17 protein-coding genes are annotated in these 18424 nt (G+C 53.6%); 8 read left to right on the forward strand and 9 right to left on the reverse strand.

The window, feature by feature from the left end:
* The first annotated feature begins 2 nt into the window (after positions 1-2).
* The 7 genes from ihfA (at position 3) to selO (ending at position 5873) form a co-directional block, all read left to right on the forward strand.
* The gene (ihfA, locus tag G4551_RS10410; RefSeq protein WP_003030571.1) at positions 3-302 is read left to right on the forward strand and encodes an integration host factor subunit alpha; all 300 of its coding nucleotides are present in this window, start codon (positions 3-5) and stop codon (positions 300-302) included.
* Positions 303-455: 153 nt separating this feature from the next.
* Positions 456-1436: a vitamin B12 ABC transporter permease BtuC gene (gene btuC / locus G4551_RS10415; RefSeq protein ID WP_003832584.1), complete on the forward strand. Its 981-nt coding sequence runs from the start codon at positions 456-458 to the stop codon at positions 1434-1436.
* A gap of 60 nt (positions 1437-1496) precedes the next feature.
* The gene (locus tag G4551_RS10420; RefSeq protein WP_003030569.1) at positions 1497-2048 is read left to right on the forward strand and encodes a glutathione peroxidase; all 552 of its coding nucleotides are present in this window, start codon (positions 1497-1499) and stop codon (positions 2046-2048) included.
* A complete protein-coding gene (btuD, locus tag G4551_RS10425) occupies positions 2048-2797 on the forward strand; it encodes a vitamin B12 ABC transporter ATP-binding protein BtuD (protein ID WP_003836645.1) in 750 nt (249 codons plus the stop codon). Before G4551_RS10420 ends, btuD begins: the two co-directional genes overlap by 1 nt.
* Positions 2798-2874: 77 nt before the next feature.
* Positions 2875-3339, forward strand: coding sequence for an NlpC/P60 family protein (locus G4551_RS10430; protein ID WP_003836644.1), 465 nt, complete (start codon positions 2875-2877; stop codon positions 3337-3339).
* 316 nt (positions 3340-3655) lie between these two features.
* On the forward strand, positions 3656-4369 hold the full coding sequence (locus tag G4551_RS10435; RefSeq protein WP_003836643.1) for an EAL domain-containing protein: 714 nt from the start codon (positions 3656-3658) through the stop codon (positions 4367-4369).
* Positions 4370-4430: 61 nt separating this feature from the next.
* Positions 4431-5873 carry a protein adenylyltransferase SelO gene (gene selO, locus G4551_RS10440; RefSeq protein ID WP_003836642.1) on the forward strand — a complete coding sequence of 481 codons (1443 nt, stop codon included), beginning with the start codon at positions 4431-4433 and terminating at the stop codon, positions 5871-5873.
* On the opposite strand, the gene G4551_RS10445 is transcribed toward selO, so the two are convergent.
* The 8 genes from G4551_RS10445 to ppsR all read right to left on the reverse strand — a co-directional run bounded on the left by G4551_RS10445 (position 5870) and on the right by ppsR (position 13952).
* Positions 5870-6649 carry a heme ABC transporter ATP-binding protein gene (locus G4551_RS10445; protein ID WP_003836641.1) on the reverse strand — a complete coding sequence of 260 codons (780 nt, stop codon included), beginning with the start codon at positions 6647-6649 and terminating at the stop codon, positions 5870-5872. The two genes, selO and G4551_RS10445, sit on opposite strands and share 4 nt — an antisense overlap.
* The gene (locus tag G4551_RS10450) at positions 6642-7634 is read right to left on the reverse strand and encodes a FecCD family ABC transporter permease (RefSeq protein ID WP_003836640.1); all 993 of its coding nucleotides are present in this window, start codon (positions 7632-7634) and stop codon (positions 6642-6644) included. The genes G4551_RS10445 and G4551_RS10450 overlap by 8 nt, the downstream gene beginning before the upstream one ends.
* Positions 7634-8455, reverse strand: coding sequence for a heme/hemin ABC transporter substrate-binding protein (locus G4551_RS10455; RefSeq protein ID WP_003836639.1), 822 nt, complete (start codon positions 8453-8455; stop codon positions 7634-7636). The genes G4551_RS10450 and G4551_RS10455 overlap by 1 nt, the downstream gene beginning before the upstream one ends.
* Positions 8452-9483: a hematinate-forming heme oxygenase ChuS gene (gene chuS, locus G4551_RS10460; protein WP_003836637.1), complete on the reverse strand. Its 1032-nt coding sequence runs from the start codon at positions 9481-9483 to the stop codon at positions 8452-8454. Before chuS ends, G4551_RS10455 begins: the two co-directional genes overlap by 4 nt.
* Positions 9484-9530: 47 nt before the next feature.
* Complete coding sequence (locus tag G4551_RS10465; RefSeq protein ID WP_003836634.1) at positions 9531-11513, reverse strand: TonB-dependent hemoglobin/transferrin/lactoferrin family receptor; 1983 nt, start codon at positions 11511-11513, stop codon at positions 9531-9533.
* Positions 11514-11587: 74 nt separating this feature from the next.
* Entirely contained in the window at positions 11588-11776 is a 189-nt protein-coding gene (gene hemP, locus G4551_RS10470) for a hemin uptake protein HemP (protein ID WP_003030556.1), read from the reverse strand.
* A gap of 169 nt (positions 11777-11945) precedes the next feature.
* Entirely contained in the window at positions 11946-12992 is a 1047-nt protein-coding gene (gene aroH / locus G4551_RS10475) for a 3-deoxy-7-phosphoheptulonate synthase AroH (RefSeq protein WP_003836629.1), read from the reverse strand.
* A 126-nt stretch (positions 12993-13118) separates the two neighbouring features.
* Positions 13119-13952, reverse strand: a complete 834-nt coding sequence (gene ppsR, locus G4551_RS10480; RefSeq protein ID WP_003030553.1) for a posphoenolpyruvate synthetase regulatory kinase/phosphorylase PpsR — start codon at positions 13950-13952, stop codon at positions 13119-13121.
* A gap of 327 nt (positions 13953-14279) precedes the next feature.
* Between ppsR and ppsA the strand changes: the two genes are divergently transcribed.
* Positions 14280-16658: a phosphoenolpyruvate synthase gene (ppsA, locus tag G4551_RS10485; RefSeq protein WP_003836625.1), complete on the forward strand. Its 2379-nt coding sequence runs from the start codon at positions 14280-14282 to the stop codon at positions 16656-16658.
* 67 nt (positions 16659-16725) lie between these two features.
* Here ppsA and fadK read toward each other — a convergent pair whose 3' ends face one another.
* Positions 16726-18363 (reverse strand): medium-chain fatty-acid--CoA ligase, encoded by a 1638-nt coding sequence (gene fadK, locus G4551_RS10490; RefSeq protein WP_003836623.1) that lies wholly within the window; start codon positions 18361-18363, stop codon positions 16726-16728.
* Positions 18364-18424: the final 61 nt, after the last annotated feature.

Genomic DNA, 18424 nt, shown 5'->3' on the forward strand with positions numbered 1-18424 from the left:
CTATGGCGCTTACAAAAGCTGAAATGTCAGAATATCTGTTTGATAAGCTTGGGCTTAGCAAGCGGGATGCCAAAGAACTGGTCGAGCTGTTTTTCGAAGAGATCCGTCGTGCTCTGGAAAATGGTGAGCAGGTAAAACTCTCTGGTTTTGGTAACTTCGATCTGCGTGATAAGAATCAACGTCCGGGCCGTAACCCGAAAACGGGCGAAGATATTCCCATTACAGCACGGCGCGTGGTGACCTTCAGACCCGGACAGAAGTTAAAAAGCCGGGTCGAAAACGCAACGCCCAAAGAAGAGTGATTTAACGATCCGTTAAGTCACTTGCTCTGCCATCAAAGCGGCAGCGCAAACCATGATATATAACTAAAAAGGCCGCTCTGCGGCCTTTTTCCTTTTCACTACCGAATCAGCACCGTAGAATCACCTTCATCTCTTTTCAGCAGAATGGAAAACATGCTGACTTTCGCCCATCAACAGCAGCGTCGAAATGTGCGCTGGATACTGTCACTGTCAGTACTTATGCTACTGGCAACGATTCTAAGCTTGTGCGCAGGAGAACAATGGATCGCTCCCGGCGACTGGTTCAGCGCCCGCGGCGATCTGTTCGTCTGGCAAATCCGACTTCCCCGTACCCTTGCCGTTTTGCTGGTAGGCGCTGCGTTGGCCTTATCAGGCGCAGTGATGCAAGCTCTCTTTGAAAATCCGCTCGCCGAGCCGGGATTATTAGGCGTGTCTAACGGCGCGGGAGTCGGGCTCATCGCGGCGGTGCTGCTGGGGCAGGGGCAACTTCCCGGCTGGGCATTGGGCCTTTGCGCCATTGCCGGGGCGCTGATTATCACGCTCATACTGCTACGTTTCGCCCGCCGTCATTTGTCTACCAGCCGTCTGCTGCTGGCAGGGGTGGCGCTGGGGATTATCTGTAGCGCGCTGATGACATGGGCCATCTACTTCTCCACTTCATTTGACTTACGACAGCTGATGTACTGGATGATGGGGGGCTTCGGTGGCGTAGACTGGCATCAGGCCTGGCTCATGGTGGCGTTGATTCCGGTACTGGTGTGGATCTGCTGTCAGTCGCAGCCGATGAATATGCTGGCATTAGGAGAGACGTCTGCTCGTCAGCTGGGGCTGCCACTATGGTTCTGGCGCAACCTGCTGGTGGTCGCCACGGGCTGGATGGTCGGCGTGAGCGTGGCTCTGGCAGGGGCGATTGGTTTTATTGGGCTTGTGATACCGCATATTTTGCGACTGTGCGGCCTCACCGATCACCGTGTTTTATTGCCAGGTTGTGCGTTGGCTGGTGCAATCGCATTACTGTTTGCTGATGTTGTCGCGCGTCTGGTGCTGGCCTCGGCTGAGTTACCTATCGGCGTGGTGACGGCCACCATGGGCGCACCGGTATTTATCTGGCTATTGTTAAAAGCCGCGCGCTAGAACGCGTTGGTTCGGTCTATGATTAAAAACTGAAAATCCACCTGTTGTTCTGGAGATGCTATGCAAAACACTATCCTTGATACAGAAGTGACGACCATCGACGGCGAGGTTACCTCACTGCAGCCGTATTCCGGAAATGTGCTGTTAATCGTCAACGTTGCTTCAAAATGTGGACTGACGCCGCAGTACGAGCAACTGGAGAATCTGCAGAAAACCTGGCACCAACAGGGCTTCAGCGTTCTTGGTTTCCCTTGCAATCAGTTTCTGGGCCAGGAGCCGGGCAGCGAAGAGGAAATAAAAACGTACTGCAGTACCACCTGGGGCGTAACTTTCCCGATGTTCAGCAAAATTGACGTCAACGGCGAGGGACGCCATCCGCTGTATCAGAAGCTGATTGATGCCGCACCAACGGCCGTTGCACCTGCGGACAGTGGGTTCTATGAGCGAATGGCGAGCAAAGGTCGTGCGCCGCTCTACCCGGACGATATTCTGTGGAATTTCGAGAAGTTTTTAGTGGGTCGCGATGGAAAAGTGCTGCAACGATTCTCACCGGATATGACGCCTGAGGATCCCATTCTGGTGCAAACCATCAAGCAGGCGCTGGCAAACTAATGTCTCGATTGATGCAGCTACAGGACGTCGCGGAATCGACCCGTCTTGGCCCGCTTTCTGGTGAGATAAAAGCAGGAGAGATCCTGCATTTAGTGGGACCAAACGGTGCCGGAAAAAGTACGCTGTTGGCGCGTATAGCGGGTCTGACGAACGGAGAGGGCAGCATCACTTTTGGTGATATGCCGTTGGAGGAATGGCCGGCTGCCAGACTGGCGCAATATCGTGCCTATCTTGCGCAACAGCAAAATCCGCCGTTTGCGATGCCGGTCTGGCATTTTCTGACGCTGCATCAACCCGACAAAGCACGTACCGATCTGTTACAGGAGGTCGCCGATGCGCTCGGCCTGGGAGATAAACTGGGGCGCGGCGTGAACCAACTCTCCGGCGGTGAGTGGCAGCGTGTGCGCCTGGCTGCGGTTATCCTGCAGATTTGCCCACAAGCGAATCCATTAGGTCAGCTTTTACTCCTGGATGAGCCGATGAACAGTCTGGACGTCGCGCAACAAAACGCACTGGATCGATTGTTGAGTCAGCTGTGTTTGCAGGGCATAGCGATTGTGATGAGTAGTCACGACCTTAATCACACCTTACGCCATGCGCATAAAGCCTGGCTACTCAAACGTGGGAAACTGCTTGCCAGTGGTTCTCGAGATGCGGTACTGACGCCGGCCAATCTGTCTGCGGCCTATGGTGTCAACTTCCGACGTTTGGATATTGAAGGGCATAGAATGCTCATATCAACCACTTAAGTTAAATGGGTTCTTGAAAATCATATAATTTCCACGCTAAATTGGTATAAAAATAAAATTCAGAGGATTCGTACTGAATGCGCTTTTGGCTCCTTTTAATCACAGCATTGTTTTTGGCGGGCTGCAGCAGCCATCGTGCGCCTGCGCCAAATGCCCGCTTGTCGGATTCAATCGCCGTTATCGCCGGTCTTAATGATCAGCTACAAACCTGGCATGGCACACCCTATCGTTATGGTGGTATGAGTCGTAGCGGGGTGGATTGTTCTGGATTTGTTTTGATGACGATGCGCGATAAATTCGATCTGCAACTCCCACGCGATACGCGTACGCAATCAAAGATTGGTACCGAAATTGATAAAGACGATTTGCTGCCCGGTGATCTGGTTTTCTTTAAAACCGGGTCTGGGGAAAGCGGTCTGCATGTCGGTATTTACGATACCAATAATCAATTTATTCATGCTTCAACCAGCCGTGGAGTGATGCGCTCGTCTCTGGATAACGTTTACTGGCGTAAAAACTTTTGGCAGGCGCGACGTATTTAATCCTCACAACTCCGAGGCTGCCATCGAGTGGCAGCCTCGACATCACCGTTTGAAAGTTAACTTTTATTTCTGCTTTTGGTTAGACAATACCCATGAACATTAAGAGCGTATCTTGCTAAAAATATGATTTATTCCGAGATATTAAAAAGTGCAAAGCTGGATATTCGCTTATAATCAGGATAAGCTAAAAAAAAGGATTCGATTTACCGGCTAAAAAGGGAAAAATGAAAGGGCCTCTACTTGCATCAGCAGTAACGTATTTCTTCATCCTTTGCTACAGGATGCCGGATAACACCCATGCAGCGGGGCTGGCACGATGATTGTTTCACTGGATAATCTTTACCATTCTGAGTTCTCTTTTCTTCCTGCGAGAAGCGAAAAAGGCGATCTTGAATTCGTCGACATCATCACCAATTTCGCCAGTGCACATGGGGATGTGCGTATACCCACCGAGCTGGTCCTACCTCGGATGTCAGACGACGAACAATGTCGTTTATTTGTAGAAAAACTAGAATTAATCGAAACGTGCCAACATTTTTTTATTCAGCGAAAAGTATTTGCCTGGATTAATTTAACGCCAGCAATTGCTAATACTTTATTATCAGATACTGAACTTGCTTCACAAGTTGAACGATTTTCATTTCTGGAGCTGACTATTAATGAAAGCTATCCGGAGTTAAACAAAGGTAAAGATAATCCAACATTGGCCGCACTTGCTGCGCGATTTCCATTAGTCCTGACAAACTATGGTGCTGGCGGTATATCAACCCGGGCAATTTTTGACGGTCTGTTCAAACGCGTCGTTCTGGATAAAAACTTTGTTCAACAAAGGATTGCACATATTTCGTTTGAACCGTTTATGCGGGCTATTCTGGCGCAACTATCTCCCAGTTGTGAGTCAATAATCATTAGCGGAATTGATACACAAGAGATGCTGGAGCGTGTTTTGCCTGTGGGATTCAGTGCCATGCAGGGAGGATTGTGGCCTGCAGTGCCTCCTGCGCAGATAATTTCGCTTGCTAAGATATAACCCTTTTATTTGCTGGTGTTTAACAGGCTATTAACAGTCTACACTAGAGGCAGGAGGCCCTATGACCCTGTCTTTTACCACTCGCTGGCGTGATGAACTACCAGCAACTTATACCGCGCTTTCACCCACCCCTTTGAAAAATGCGCGCCTTATCTGGCATAACGATGCGCTGGCGGAGCAATTAGCTATTCCTGCGGCGCTATTTGATATTTCAACTGGTGCGGGCGTTTGGGGAGGCGAATCGCTGCTTCCCGGGATGTCGCCTTTAGCCCAGGTTTATAGTGGGCATCAGTTCGGCGTCTGGGCAGGTCAGCTTGGCGACGGACGTGGGATCCTGCTGGGCGAACAACAGCTCGCGGATGGTTCAACGTTTGACTGGCACCTGAAAGGTGCCGGACTCACGCGGTATTCCCGCATGGGTGATGGGCGCGCCGTGCTGCGCTCGACCATTCGCGAAAGCCTGGCCAGTGAAGCGATGCACTACTTGGGAATACCGACCACGCGGGCATTGTCGATTGTCACCAGCGACACGCCGGTGTATCGCGAAACGGTCGAAGCGGGGGCGATGCTTATCCGCGTGGCGCAAAGCCATATGCGGTTTGGCCATTTTGAGCATTTTTACTATCGCCGGGAGCCGGAAAAAGTGCGCCAGTTGGCTGACTTTGCGATTCGCCATTACTGGCCGCAATGGCAGGAAGACGCCGATAAATATCAGCTGTGGTTTAACGATGTTGTCACGCGTACTGCGACGTTAATCGCTGACTGGCAGGCGGTAGGATTTGCGCATGGTGTTATGAACACGGACAACATGTCGATTCTGGGTCTGACGATGGATTACGGTCCATTCGGTTTTCTTGATGATTACGTGCCCGATTATATCTGCAATCACTCTGACAACCAGGGGCGATACAGTTTCGATAATCAACCGGCCGCCGCGTTGTGGAACCTGCAACGTCTGGCGCAAACCCTGTCGCCGTTTATCCCGGTCGAGGCGCTCAATGATGCGCTGGACAGTTACCAGATGGCGCTGTTAACTCGCTACGGTCAGCGGATGCGGCAAAAGCTCGGCTTCTTTAGCGAGCAGAAAGACGATAACGAACTGCTTAGCGAGCTGTTTAGTCTGATGTCGCGGGAAAGAAGCGACTATACGCGAACGTTTCGCATGCTCAGCCAAACGGAACAACACAGTGCGCAATCTCCGTTGCGCGATGAGTTTATCGACCGCGCAGCGTTTGACGACTGGTTCACGCGATATCGCTCGCGCCTTCAGCAAGACAATATTGCCGATGCTGCCAGGCAAACACAGATGAAGGCGGCTAACCCGGCGATGGTATTACGTAACTGGCTGGCGCAACGGGCGATTAGTCAGGCAGAGCAGGGGGATTACGCCGAGCTGCATCGGTTGCACCAGGCGTTGCGTACCCCGTTTGCCGATCGTGATGATGACTATGTCAGCCGTCCACCTGACTGGGGAAAACGGCTGGAAGTGAGTTGTTCAAGCTAAGGGGCCAGAAATACCTGCGGGGAGGCGTTGGCCGGATGCTGGCCAACGTGTACCTGAGCACCGTACCAGCGCTTCAGGTCATCGGCCTGTAACACAGTTTCCGGTGTTCCCTGCGATACCAGCCTGCCGTTGTGCAGCAGCACTATTCTGTCTGCCCACAGTGCGGCGAGGTTCAGATCGTGAAGCACAATGCACACATGCAGCTCTCCCGAAGAGGTAAGCGTTTTTAGCATGCGCAACAGATGCTGCTGGTGGTAAAGATCCAGCGCGGAGGTCGGTTCATCAAGGAATAACCAACCACGAGGCGCACCGTCGCACCAGAGTTGTGCCAGCGCACGGGCTAACTGTACTCGCTGTTGCTCGCCGCCGGAAAGCGCGGCGTATTGCCGACCCGCCAAAGGTGTGCATCCGGTCATTTCCATCACCTGAGCGATAAGCCGGGGCTCCTGCTGTTGGGTCCACGGCGCGCGGCCCATCGCGATGACGGCCTCTACCGGCCAGTCGAATCCCAACTGTGTTTGCTGGCGCATCACTGCCCGATGCCGCGACAGGGTCTGGGTAGACCATTCATGCAGCGGTTTGCCCGCCAGCACGCAACGCCCGGTTGCTGGTTTGAGAAAACCGGTCAGCAGGCGCAGCAGGGTGGATTTCCCCGCACCGTTTGGGCCGATGAGCGCAACCAGTTCACCTTTTGTAAGGGCGAGCGATACGTCGTCAATCACCGCTCTGCCAGCTACGTGATAGTGAAGCCCTTCAGCGATGAAATGTTCAGCCATGCGCTCCTCGCTGACGAAAAATAAGCCATAAAAACCACGGTGCGCCGAGAAGACTGGTCAACAGACCGACCGGCATCTCCGCAGGCGCAACCGCAGTACGGGCCAGGGTGTCGGCAATCAGCAATAAAAACGCGCCCGCCAGCACGGAACCCGGAATAACGGCCCGATGGTCTGAGCCGAGCCACATACGTATTAAATGTGGGATTACCAACCCGATAAAGCCAATCACCCCGCTTACCGCCACGGCTGAGGCAACCAGTAATGCGCTACAAAGCAGCAAAATACGCTGGATTGTACGTACATCAACGCCGAGATAATGCGCCTCTTCCTCACCCAGTTGCAGAAGATTCAGCGCCGGAGCAAGTCGCCAGATGATCAGCACTGTCGGGATTGTCAGTGAAGTGACAGCCAACAGCGTGGACCACTGTGCGGCCCCCAGACTTCCCATTCCCCATAGCGACAGCTGGCGCAGTTGCGCATCGTTACTGACCCACGACAGTACGCCAACCGCCGCCCCGCAGAGCGCGTTGATGGCAATGCCGACCAGCAGCAGGCGGGAGAGCGAACCGTCGCGCTGTTGGCTGAGGATAAAAATCACTACTGTTGCCGCTAGCGCGCCGAAAAAAGCGGCCAGCATTGGAGCATACAACATCATCAGCGCGGGCAAAGAGACAGGCAGCACCACCCACAGGGCCACAGCGCAGGCGGCGCCGCTGCTTATTCCCAGTAATCCTGGGTCTGCAAGCGGATTGCGAAACAGTCCCTGCATCACGCAGCCAGCGAGCGCCAGAGAGGCGCCAATCACCAGCGCCAGCAGGACGCGGGGAAGGCGAATCGTGATCCAGATTTGACGCAGTGCCTCATCGCCATCACGCCAGAGCAGACTTACCGGCAGGCGCAACGCGCCAAAACCGGTAGCCAGAACCGTCATTGCAACCAGCATCAATGCCAACATCCACAACGAACAGGTGATCCGCCGGGACATCAGGGCAATTGCTCCGCTTTAGCACGAAGCTGCAAAATAGCCTGTGGCGTGCGAACGCTGAAGCCCAACAGCGCCATATCGTCAACCTGCAATACCTGTTTATTCCTTCCGGCAGGTGTTTGCGCAAGTCCCGGTAGCGCCCACAGGTTATCTTCGCCACCCATCGCCTTAACGCCGTCCTGCGAAATCACCACCAGATCGGGCTGGCTGGCAATGACGCCTTCTTGTGACAGCGGCTGATAGCGATTAACGCCCTGCATCGCGTTGCGTAGACCTGCGGCACGAATCGCCGCATCGGCTCCGGTTTGCTGGCCCGCCGCCATCGCGGTCATCCCGCCATGATTGAGAATAAACAGCACACGTTTATTAAGTTCAGACGACGGGAGCGTCGCCAGTTCCTGACGTAACGTTGCGCGCAGAGTTTCTCCGTCGGCCTCCCGATGAGTAGCCTCAGCGATAACCCGAACTTTTTCATCAATCGCGTTAAGATCGTTGCTTGCTGGGATCGTGACAACCCTGACGTTGCTCTGCTCAATCTGTTTTAGCGCTAAAGAGGGCTGTGCCTGCGCGCTGGCAAGGACCAGCGTAGGGCGGGTAGCCAGGATCCCTTCGGCGTTGAGCTGGCGCAAATAACCAACATCAGGTAACGCGGTTGCCGCAACAGGCCACTGGCTGGTGCTGTCTCTCGCCACAAGGGAGGGTTGTGCTCCCAGTGCGTAGACAATCTCGGTGACATCGCCACCGAGCGCAACAACCCGTTCCTCGGGCGCAGCCAGCGCCGCGAAGGGCAGCAGCGCGATCAGGGCCAGCAGTTTTTTCATGCGGCCAGTCCTTTCGGCGTCAGTGCGTCAATCTGTGCGCGCCATTGTGTCTGCTCCGGCTCGCCTTCCGTACGTTGACCATACAGCTGGGCGATTTGCGTGCCGTCGGCAGCAAACAGCTCCAGACTGGTGACGTGACCATCGGCGGTCGGTTTACGCGTCACCCACGTTTCTGCCACGCTCTCTTCCAGTAGATGCAGGGTAAAGGTTGGGTTGAAGATGTTCAGCCAGCCTTTCATCGGTACCAGTTTTTCAATCACGCCGGTAAATATCTGTACACAGCCGCGATTACCCACAAAAACCATAATTTCGTTGCCATCCTGACGCGCGGTGTCGAGTAATTGCGCCAGTGCGCTATTAGAAACCTTACAGGCCAGATCGTCGCCAACCAGATTAAACGCCTGTTGGCGGGTGAGAGCGTGGCGTTTCAGCAGACCGAAGAACTGATGGACATCAGTCATCGCTCGCCACTCTTGATCAACGGTCTGTGCGTCGACAGTGACGGCGGCAGGCACAGAATTGTTGACGGGTTGCAGCACCAGCGGCGGGTTTTCTGCAAAGATGAAACGGGTCAGCAACGCCGCCCATTCCTCAACGAGGGTATTTTGTGTGGTATAGACCTTCAGCAGTGCGTCTCCCTGATGGTCAAAGAATTGAATGCTCTGACGCTCGCCGTGGGCGGTGGTCTCACTGATATGAAAAGCGCTTGCCCACTGATTTAAGAACAGACGCAGGTCGAGTGCACGCGGATTAAGAACCAGCCCGGCATGGCCGTTCAGGTGCTGATTGGTAAAAGCGCCAACCTGTTCATGCACCGCATATTCGTTGCGGCAAATGCATTTGGTTTCACCAACCGCTTCCAGTGCGCCGAGGATTTCGCGGACTTCGCCACGTAAGCGCCAGGCGTCATGGCCGACGCGCGCAAAGGTCAGTTCGGCTTCACTAATATTCATCAACCCTGCAATGTCGCGTGCGTATTTGCCGGGATTTTCTTTCTTCAGTTCCAGCCAGCGTGTGTAATGATTCATTGTCTCTTCCTTCCAGATTGCGGCCCCGGCGAACCGGGGAAAAGTGATTACCACTGATAACTCACGAAAATTTTGCCATTACGACCATCCTGCGGAATGCCTTGCGGCGACCAGTACTCTTTGTCGAAGGCGTTGCCCAGTACCAGCGTGGTGGTCATGCCTTTCAGTGCTTGTTGGCCCTGATAGCTCACGTAAAAATCGTTTACCGCATAGCCAGGCTGTTTAGCGTAGGTGCTGCTGATATGCGTTGAACGGTCAGCAAATGTCCCAATCCAGCCTACGGAGAAACCGCTGTGCGCAACCGGCACATTCAGTTTGCTGGTGACGGTGTCGGGGTTAATGCTGGAAATGTATTCACCTGTGTCAGTATCTTTGCCGCGTGTGCGGTTATAGGCCATGTCGAGGCTGAACAGGTCGGCGGTATATTTCGCCATCACGTCCCAACCCCAGATTTTGGCATTGGGAACGTTATAGGACATGGTTGTCGCAGCGGCGAAGTCGACGCTGGTGGAGATGTAATCTTTTGCTTTGGTGTCGAAATAGCTGGCTTTAAATTCGAACGCATCGCTCGCCATCAGCAGATCGTCAAAGCGCAGGCCAAATCCGTATTCCTGGGTTTCGTTGGTTTCCGGGCGCAGGTTAGGGTTTGGCACCCAGTAGTTAGTGTAGAAACGACCAATCGAGAAGTGTTTCGCATCGTTATACATCTCGCCCATGGTTGGCGCACGAAAGGCCTGAGCGTATGAACCGAACAGCATCAGCCAGTCGGCTGGCGTAACGGTGAGTCCGGCGCGGGACGACCATTTGTCAGCATCAACATCTTCATAGCCGTCGCTGCTGCCGCGATAAGAGTCATAACGGGTACCGCCCAGCAGCGTAACCGGCAGGTCGCGCAGGGTGATTTCATCCTGTAGCCAGCCGGAGCTGAAATCGATCTTTGCCTCCGGGAAACCGGTTGTTGAACCACCCGGTTGTTGTTCCTGGCGATAGTATTCACCGCCGTAGGTCAACAGGTGAGATGCAAAAGAGTCGGTAAACAGGCGGCTGCGGTTGTCGATCTTCCCGCCTTTGGTGGTTTGGTTGCGAAATTCGCCAGTGTTATCTGCGTTCTGAGCATTAATGCGCGCTTCGGACCAGTAGATACGGGCATCCGCGTTCAGCCAGTCATTGTCTGCCGGAGCGAGCGAGTAGGTCAGTTGCGCATCACGCTGGATCGTTGAACGGTTGGTCATCGGGTTGCTGGCATCCGCCGCACTGGTCTGCGGGTTTTTAGGTTCCCGGGCGTCATTGTTGTAGTATCGCAGCGAGCCGGCCAACGTCTGGGCGCTGTCAATTTTCCAGCTACCTTTCGCCAGCATATTGTTGATCGCTTCATCGTTTGGCGCTGTAGTACCGTCGCTTTGGCGCAAATCACCGCGATCGCGACTCGACCATGCAAGCAGTCCGTCCAGCGTATCGGTGCGCCCAAATGCGCTGGCGCCCATACCGAGGCTGTGATCGCCGGTTGCCGCGGTACCGAACACGCGGTAACCGCTGTTTTGTCCGGCTTCCAGCAGATCTTTGGCATCCGCAGTGTCATAGGCGATCACGCCGCCCAGCGCGCCGCTACCGTACAGTAGTGCGGAAGGGCCACGAACGACTTCGATACGTTTGATAAGCGCCGGGTCGAGGAAGGTGCTGTTCAGGTGTCCGGTGTCAGTTCCCTGACGAACGCCGTCAACCAGTACCAGAACGCCACGTCGATCGTAGCCGCGCAGATTCACGTCCTGGCCGTTGGTACGACCCGTTCCATCGAGGGTTAGACCCGGAACCGTCCGCAACAGATCGGCTGCCGAACTGGCGGTCTGGTTTTCCGGGGCGGTGGCATCAATCACGCTGACCATCATCGGCGCTTCAAAGGCACTACGGGCATTGCCGGTGGCGGTGACGGTCATATCCTCGACCGCCGCATAGGCTACGGTGGGCAGGTTACTGACAATCGCCAGCGCCAACAGCGATGGGCGCAGGGAAGCGGTGTGCAGGTAAGGCATAGCAACTCTCCATTAGGAAATCGAAAAGCGCTGGCTGCCTGGGTATGACCTGGGTGGCTGGCGAAATGTGTTGTTTATTTAGTCAGAATGAGTTTTCCGGCTTGCGTCTGGCGCAGCAGGTAGTGCTGACCATCATGTTCTATGATCACGCGTCCTTCGTTACCCAGCAGGGTTTTACTGTCAATTCGTCGCTCGTTTGGCGCGACGGAAGGCGGTGTTGTGTCTTTTGTAGGCGTAGCCGTTGTGTTATCCATACGTGACATAGTGTTTAAAAATAACAATCAATGTAACAATGATAATCATTATCATCAAACTGCAAATTTGCGGCAAGCGTTTTTGTGAAATAATTGTGACGAGAACGTTTTTTGCACAACAAGCGGGGAAAAACAAAGGATTAGCACCGGGCAAAGTGATATTGCCCGGCGAACAGCATTAAAAACGGCTATCAACCGCAGAGGCGAGTTTTTCAACCAACAGTTCAGTATCTTCCCAGTTCAGGCACGGGTCGGTAATGGACTGACCGTAAACCAACGGCTGGCCGCTAACGATTTTTTGAGTACCTTCACGCAGGAAACTCTCCGCCATGATCCCGGCAATTGCCGTTGAACCGTTACGAATTTGCTGGCACACATCATCACAAACGTCCAACTGACGACGATGCTGCTTCTGGCAATTGCCGTGGCTAAAATCGACCACCAGATGCTCAGGCAGGGAAAATTCGTGCAGGGTATCGCAGGCTGCGGCAATATCTTCAGCATAATAATTCGGCTTTTTACCGCCACGCATGATGATATGCCCGTAAGGGTTACCGCTGGTCTGATAAATGGTCATCTGACCGGTTTTATCCGGCGAGAGGAACATGTGACTGGCGCGGGAGGCGCGAATCGCATCGACGGCGATGCGCGTGTTGCCATCCGTTCCGTTCTTAAAACCGACCGGGCAGGAGAGCGCGGAGGCCATTTCACGATGGATCTGACTTTCGGTGGTGCGCGCGCCAATAGCTCCCCAACTGATTAAATCGGCAATAAACTGGCCGGTCACCATGTCGAGGAATTCAGTCGCCGTGGGGACGCCCAGTTCGTTGACCTGCAACAGCAGTTTTCGCGCCAGTTCAATACCGTGGTTTACACGATAACTGCCGTTCAAATCCGGGTCGGAAATCAGGCCTTTCCAGCCCACGACGGTGCGTGGCTTTTCAAAATAGGTACGCATCACGATTTCCAGACGCGCCTGGTGCTTTGTGCGCAGCGCATGTAATCGTGTCGCGTATTCCATCGCGGCATCAAGATCGTGAATCGAGCAGGGACCTACGATCACCAGTAAACGGGGATCTTCACCATTTAAAATTTTTTCTATCCGACGTCGGGAGTCCGTAACATGACGGGCGACGGAGGATGAAACAGGATGCCGTTGCGCAAGCTCTGCTGGAGTGACCAGGTTGTCAATACGCGCAGTACGGAGTTCATCGGTTCTGTTCATTACTTGTCTCAGAAATTTGTTGCTTCAACGGCAGGACTACCGGGAAGTGATGTACATCACAATATCACACTCATCCTGCCTGGTGGCGAGCATAATAACAAAAAATCGAACCAATGCACTAGCATTCTAGTACATGCGGCGATTCAGTCCCATGATATCGAGGATCTTGGTAGCAATCTCTTCTACCGAATAATTGGTACTGTTCAGCCAGGGGATCTGGTTTTTCCGGTACAGCGCTTCTACCTCAGCAACTTCCATTCGGCATTGGCGCAGCGAAGCGTACCGGCTGTTCTCACGGCGCTCTTCGCGGATGGCCGCCAGGCGCTCAGGGTCGATAGTCAGACCGAACAGCTTATGCTGCAACGGCTTCAGGGAGGCGGGAAGCACCAAATTATCCATATCATCGGCAATAAAGGGGTAGTTGGCGGCGCGGATACCAAACTGCATGGCCAGATACAAACTGGTTGGGGTTTTGCCGCAACGAGAAACGCCGAGCAGGATCACCTGGGCCTGATCGAGGTTGCGCAACGAAATACCGTCGTCGTGGGCGAGGGTGTAGTCAATGGCGGCAATGCGCGCGTCGTACTTGTTGAGGTTACCGGGATTCAGACCGTGCGTGCGATGGGCGATAGGTGTAGGGTCGAGCTTCATCTCGTGTTGTAGTGGGGCAACCAGCGCCTGCACAATATCCTGACAAAATCCCTCACTTTGCAGAATGATTGAGCGAATTTCTGGCAGGACGATGGAGTAAAACACCAAAGGGCGCACGCCAGTTTGTTGGTAGATCGCGTCAATCTGGTCTTTAACCGCGCGCGCACGACTCTCATTTTCCACAAACGGCAGCGTAATGCTGCTGATCGTGACCGGAAATTGCGACATCACCGCGTGACCCAAGACCTCGGCGGTGATGGCCGTACCATCAGAAATATAAAATACGTGACGATCAACAGCATTATCCATTTTGCTCATCCTGGGCAGACATAATTCTCTGAAAGCATAAATTAAAATTCGCCAGAAGCGAATATTGCTGCATCTTTTTTATAAAATGAAACGGTATTTTTATAATTAATGAAAAGTACATTTCATTTTTCGGAACAAATGTTTATACCGGTAGTTTTTGTGGAGATCCCCTGTGGCTCGCGGGTTTGCGCAAATGCGGAAACAATCTGAAAAAATAAAAAATAAAGTTGCTTGAACGATTCACCGTTTTTTTCGCTGGAGTAAATATGCAAAGATAATTACGCAAAATTGAGTTTCCTAACCTCGTTCAAATATAAGGATTGTTCGATGTCCAACAATGGCTCGTCACCGCTGGTGCTTTGGTATAACCAACTCGGCATGAATGATGTAGACAGAGTTGGGGGCAAAAATGCCTCCCTGGGTGAAATGATTACTAACCTTTCAGGTATGGGTGTTTCCGTACCGAATGGTTTTGCAACGACCGCCGACGCGTTTAACCAGTTTCTGGACCAGAGCGGTGTAAACCAGCGCATTTATGAGCTGCTGGATAAAACGGATATTGACGATGTCACCGAGCTTGCAAAAGCCGGCGCGCAGATCCGCCAGTGGATTATCGACACTCCTTTCCAGCCGGAGCTGGAAAATGCCGTCCGCGATGCCTACGCGCAGCTGTCAGCGGACGATGCCCATGCCTCTTTTGCTGTGCGATCTTCCGCAACCGCAGAAGATATGCCAGATGCGTCATTTGCCGGTCAGCAGGAAACCTTCCTCAACGTCCAGGGATTTGATGCCGTGCTGGTTGCCATCAAACACGTATTTGCTTCGCTGTTTAACGACCGCGCGATCTCTTATCGTGTCCACCAGGGTTATGACCATCGTGGCGTAGCGCTCTCTGCGGGTGTGCAGCGGATGGTGCGTTCTGACCTCGCGTCTTCCGGCGTCATGTTCTCCATCGATACCGAATCCGGTTTCGATCAGGTGGTGTTTATCACCTCTGCATGGGGCCTGGGCGAGATGGTCGTGCAGGGGGCCGTTAACCCGGATGAATTCTACGTGCATAAACCGACGCTGGCGGCTAACCGTCCGGCTATCGTTCGTCGCACCATGGGTTCGAAAAAAATCCGCATGATCTACGCGCCGACCCAGGAACACGGTAAGCAGGTAACGATCGAAGATGTGCCGCAGGAACAACGCGACATTTTCTCCCTGACTAACGAAGAAGTGCAGGAACTGGCCAAGCAGGCGGTGCAGATCGAGAAGCACTACGGTCGTCCGATGGATATCGAATGGGCGAAAGACGGTCATACCGGCAAGCTGTTCATTGTGCAGGCGCGCCCGGAAACCGTGCGTTCTCGTGGCCAGGTGATGGAGCGTTATACGCTGCATGCGCAGGGTAAAATTATTGCTGAAGGTCGTGCTATCGGTCACCGCATTGGCGCGGGTTCGGTCAAAGTCATCCAGGACATCAGCGAAATGAACCGTATCGAACCAGGCGACGTACTGGTTACCGACATGACCGATCCGGACTGGGAACCGATCATGAAGAAAGCAGCGGCGATTGTCACCAACCGTGGCGGTCGTACCTGTCACGCGGCAATCATTGCCCGTGAGCTGGGGATCCCTGCCGTGGTGGGCTGTGGCGATGCGACCGAGCGCATGAAAGATGGTGAGAAGGTTACTGTCTCTTGTGCCGAAGGCGACACCGGTTATGTTTACGCTGACATGCTCGATTTTAGCGTGAAGAGTTCCAGCGTGGAGACCATGCCGGATCTGCCGTTGAAGGTGATGATGAACGTCGGTAACCCGGACCGCGCTTTCGACTTCGCCTGCCTGCCAAACGAAGGTGTTGGTCTGGCGCGTCTGGAATTTATCATCAACCGTATGATTGGCGTACACCCGCGTGCACTGCTGGAGTTTGATGACCAGACGCCTGAGCTACAAAATGAAATCCGCGCCATGATGAAAGGTTTCGATTCTCCGCGTGAATTCTACGTTGGTCGTCTGACGGAAGGGATCGCGACGCTGGGAGCGGCGTTTTATCCTAAACGCGTCATCGTGCGTATGTCTGACTTTAAGTCCAACGAATATGCCAACCTGGTCGGCGGTGAGCGTTATGAACCGCATGAAGAGAACCCGATGCTGGGCTTCCGTGGGGCGGGCCGTTATGTTGCCGATAGCTTCCGCGACTGCTTCGCGCTGGAATGTGACGCAGTAAAACGTGTCCGTAACGACATGGGCCTGACTAACGTTGAAGTGATGGTACCGTTTGTACGTACCGTTGCCCAGGCGAAAGCGGTGGTGGAAGAGCTGGCACGCCAGGGGCTGAAACGCGGTGAGAACGGACTGAAGATCATCATGATGTGTGAGATCCCGTCTAACGCCTTGCTGGCCGAGCAGTTCCTCGAGTACTTCGACGGCTTCTCCATCGGCTCAAACGACATGACGCAGTTGGCGCTGGGGCTGGATCGTGACTCTGGTGTGGTTTCTGAACTGTTTGATGAGCGTAACGACGCGGTGAAAGCGCTGCTGTCAATGGCGATTCGTGCAGCCAAGAAACAGGGCAAATACGTGGGTATTTGCGGTCAGGGCCCATCTGACCATGAAGACTTTGCGGCCTGGCTGATGGAAGAGGGGATCGACAGCCTGTCGCTGAACCCGGACACTGTCGTACAGACCTGGCTAAGTCTGGCTGAACTGAACAAGTAACATCATGCCTTATCCGGCCTATTCAACGTAGGCCGGATAAGATACGCTAGCGTCGCCATCCGGCACTTTATCCTGCAACACTCTCCACGCTCAAACGCTGAATAATATCCTGACGCAGTTGGTATTTTTGTACTTTACCGGACGCTGTGCGTGGTAATTTCTCCACGATCACAATGTGCTCAGGGTATTTGTACTTTGCCACCCGCTTGCGACTAAAAAAGGCTACCACTGACTCCAGTGACAGCGAATGATGCGGCGGTTTTAGCACCACATAAGCACATGACCTTTCACCTAAGCGTTCGTCCGGCATCGCGACAACGCAGGCATCGTGAATGCGGGGGTGCTGCAATAAAATATCCTCAACTTCGCGGCTGCTGATGTTTTCTCCACCGCGGACAATGATATCTTTTTTCCGTCCGGTGATTTTGATGTACCCCGCATCGTCCATTCGGCATAAGTCGCCGCTGTAATACCAGCCGTCTTGATCCAGCGCACGGGCGGTGAGTTCGGGTTCATCGAGATAGCCCATAAACACATTGGGACCGCGTGAGGCTTCTTCGCCTTCTACACCCGCAGGCAACGTATTGCGTGCTTCATCCACCACTTTAATTTCGACGCCTGCAGCAGCATATCCGTCGGTATCCATCATGCGAGAAAGCGAATCATCGAGATTGACCAGCGCATGCGGGGAACTCTCTGTCGAGCCATAAATGCTTAATAATTTTATGCCGAGCTGCTGGCAGTCACGGGCAATCTTCTGTGGAATGGTTGTGCCCCCACATAAGAAAAAGCGTAGCGATGAGAGATCGCTTGGCCGTTTATCCATGCTACACAACATGTCGTAGACGAAGGGCGTTGCGCCGAGCACACAGGTACAGCGTTGTTGTTCCAGCAGTTCAAGACAGGCGGCTGGGGTGAAAATATCTAACAATACGCTGCGTGCGCCGATTAAAAACGGTGCGGTAACGCCATGCAGAAAACCGGTAGCGTGTCCCAGTGGTGCTGGCATTAAAAACACATCCTGCCAGGTGAGATTAAGACGGGCACAGTAGGCGCGCTCGCTGGCAAGGATGTTGTTGTGGGTCAGCATTACGCCTTTTGGCATTCCCTCGGTACCGGAGGTAAACAACACCGCCGCCAGTTCATCGGCGTGAACATTAATCGTTTGGGTTAATGGCGGAGCTAAAAGCAGTTGGCTGAGCGCTAGCGAGGTCGTTGCCGGAGCCAGTTTATCCACGGCAACGATCTGTTGCAGATGTGGCAACTGGTTTTGTAAGGGCAGGATCAGATCGACCGGTCGGGTCTGTTTAAACAGCGTCGGTGCGAAAAAAATCTTCGCCTTGCACTTATTCAACACCCATACCATCTCTGCTTCACGCCACGCTGGCAGCAGCGGTACAGAAACGGCCCCGGTTTTCAGGCAGGCCAGGTAGATAATCGTAAACTCGCACCAGCCCGGTAGCTGGAAGGCAATGCGATCGCCAGGTTGAATACCGCAGGCTAAAAACCAGGTTGCCAGATTGCTGGCCGCGCTATCGAGTGCAGCATAGGTGTATGAAGCGCCATGGTTATCAACCACCGCGATTTTATCTGGCATGGCTCTGGCAGTTTGGTTCCAGTAATCGCCAAGCGAAGCATCTCCCCATAAACCCTGTTGCCGCCAGACTTCGCGACGTTCGGCGTTAAACGTTAGTGTGATACTCATGAAGTTATTCCCTGGATGATTTCGGCATACATCTGACCGGATGGCCGGCGTGGCCGAACCG

Source organism: Citrobacter freundii ATCC 8090 = MTCC 1658 = NBRC 12681 (genome assembly GCF_011064845.1).
GTDB classification, from domain to species: domain Bacteria; phylum Pseudomonadota; class Gammaproteobacteria; order Enterobacterales; family Enterobacteriaceae; genus Citrobacter; species Citrobacter freundii.

Coding starts and splice junctions, on each gene's coding strand:
- btuC (WP_003832584.1), top strand. CDS start 456: ATGCTGACTTTCGCCCATCAACAGCAGCGTCGAAATGTGCGCTGGATA.
- G4551_RS10465 (WP_003836634.1), bottom strand. CDS start 11,513: ATGCCTTACCTGCACACCGCTTCCCTGCGCCCATCGCTGTTGGCGCTG.
- selO (WP_003836642.1), top strand. CDS start 4,431: ATGACCCTGTCTTTTACCACTCGCTGGCGTGATGAACTACCAGCAACT.
- G4551_RS10435 (WP_003836643.1), top strand. CDS start 3,656: ATGATTGTTTCACTGGATAATCTTTACCATTCTGAGTTCTCTTTTCTT.
- ihfA (WP_003030571.1), top strand. CDS start 3: ATGGCGCTTACAAAAGCTGAAATGTCAGAATATCTGTTTGATAAGCTT.
- hemP (WP_003030556.1), bottom strand. CDS start 11,776: ATGTCACGTATGGATAACACAACGGCTACGCCTACAAAAGACACAACA.
- G4551_RS10450 (WP_003836640.1), bottom strand. CDS start 7,634: ATGTCCCGGCGGATCACCTGTTCGTTGTGGATGTTGGCATTGATGCTG.
- chuS (WP_003836637.1), bottom strand. CDS start 9,483: ATGAATCATTACACACGCTGGCTGGAACTGAAGAAAGAAAATCCCGGC.
- ppsR (WP_003030553.1), bottom strand. CDS start 13,952: ATGGATAATGCTGTTGATCGTCACGTATTTTATATTTCTGATGGTACG.
- ppsA (WP_003836625.1), top strand. CDS start 14,280: ATGTCCAACAATGGCTCGTCACCGCTGGTGCTTTGGTATAACCAACTC.
- G4551_RS10445 (WP_003836641.1), bottom strand. CDS start 6,649: ATGGCTGAACATTTCATCGCTGAAGGGCTTCACTATCACGTAGCTGGC.
- btuD (WP_003836645.1), top strand. CDS start 2,048: ATGTCTCGATTGATGCAGCTACAGGACGTCGCGGAATCGACCCGTCTT.
- aroH (WP_003836629.1), bottom strand. CDS start 12,992: ATGAACAGAACCGATGAACTCCGTACTGCGCGTATTGACAACCTGGTC.
- G4551_RS10430 (WP_003836644.1), top strand. CDS start 2,875: ATGCGCTTTTGGCTCCTTTTAATCACAGCATTGTTTTTGGCGGGCTGC.
- G4551_RS10420 (WP_003030569.1), top strand. CDS start 1,497: ATGCAAAACACTATCCTTGATACAGAAGTGACGACCATCGACGGCGAG.
- G4551_RS10455 (WP_003836639.1), bottom strand. CDS start 8,455: ATGAAAAAACTGCTGGCCCTGATCGCGCTGCTGCCCTTCGCGGCGCTG.
- fadK (WP_003836623.1), bottom strand. CDS start 18,363: ATGAGTATCACACTAACGTTTAACGCCGAACGTCGCGAAGTCTGGCGG.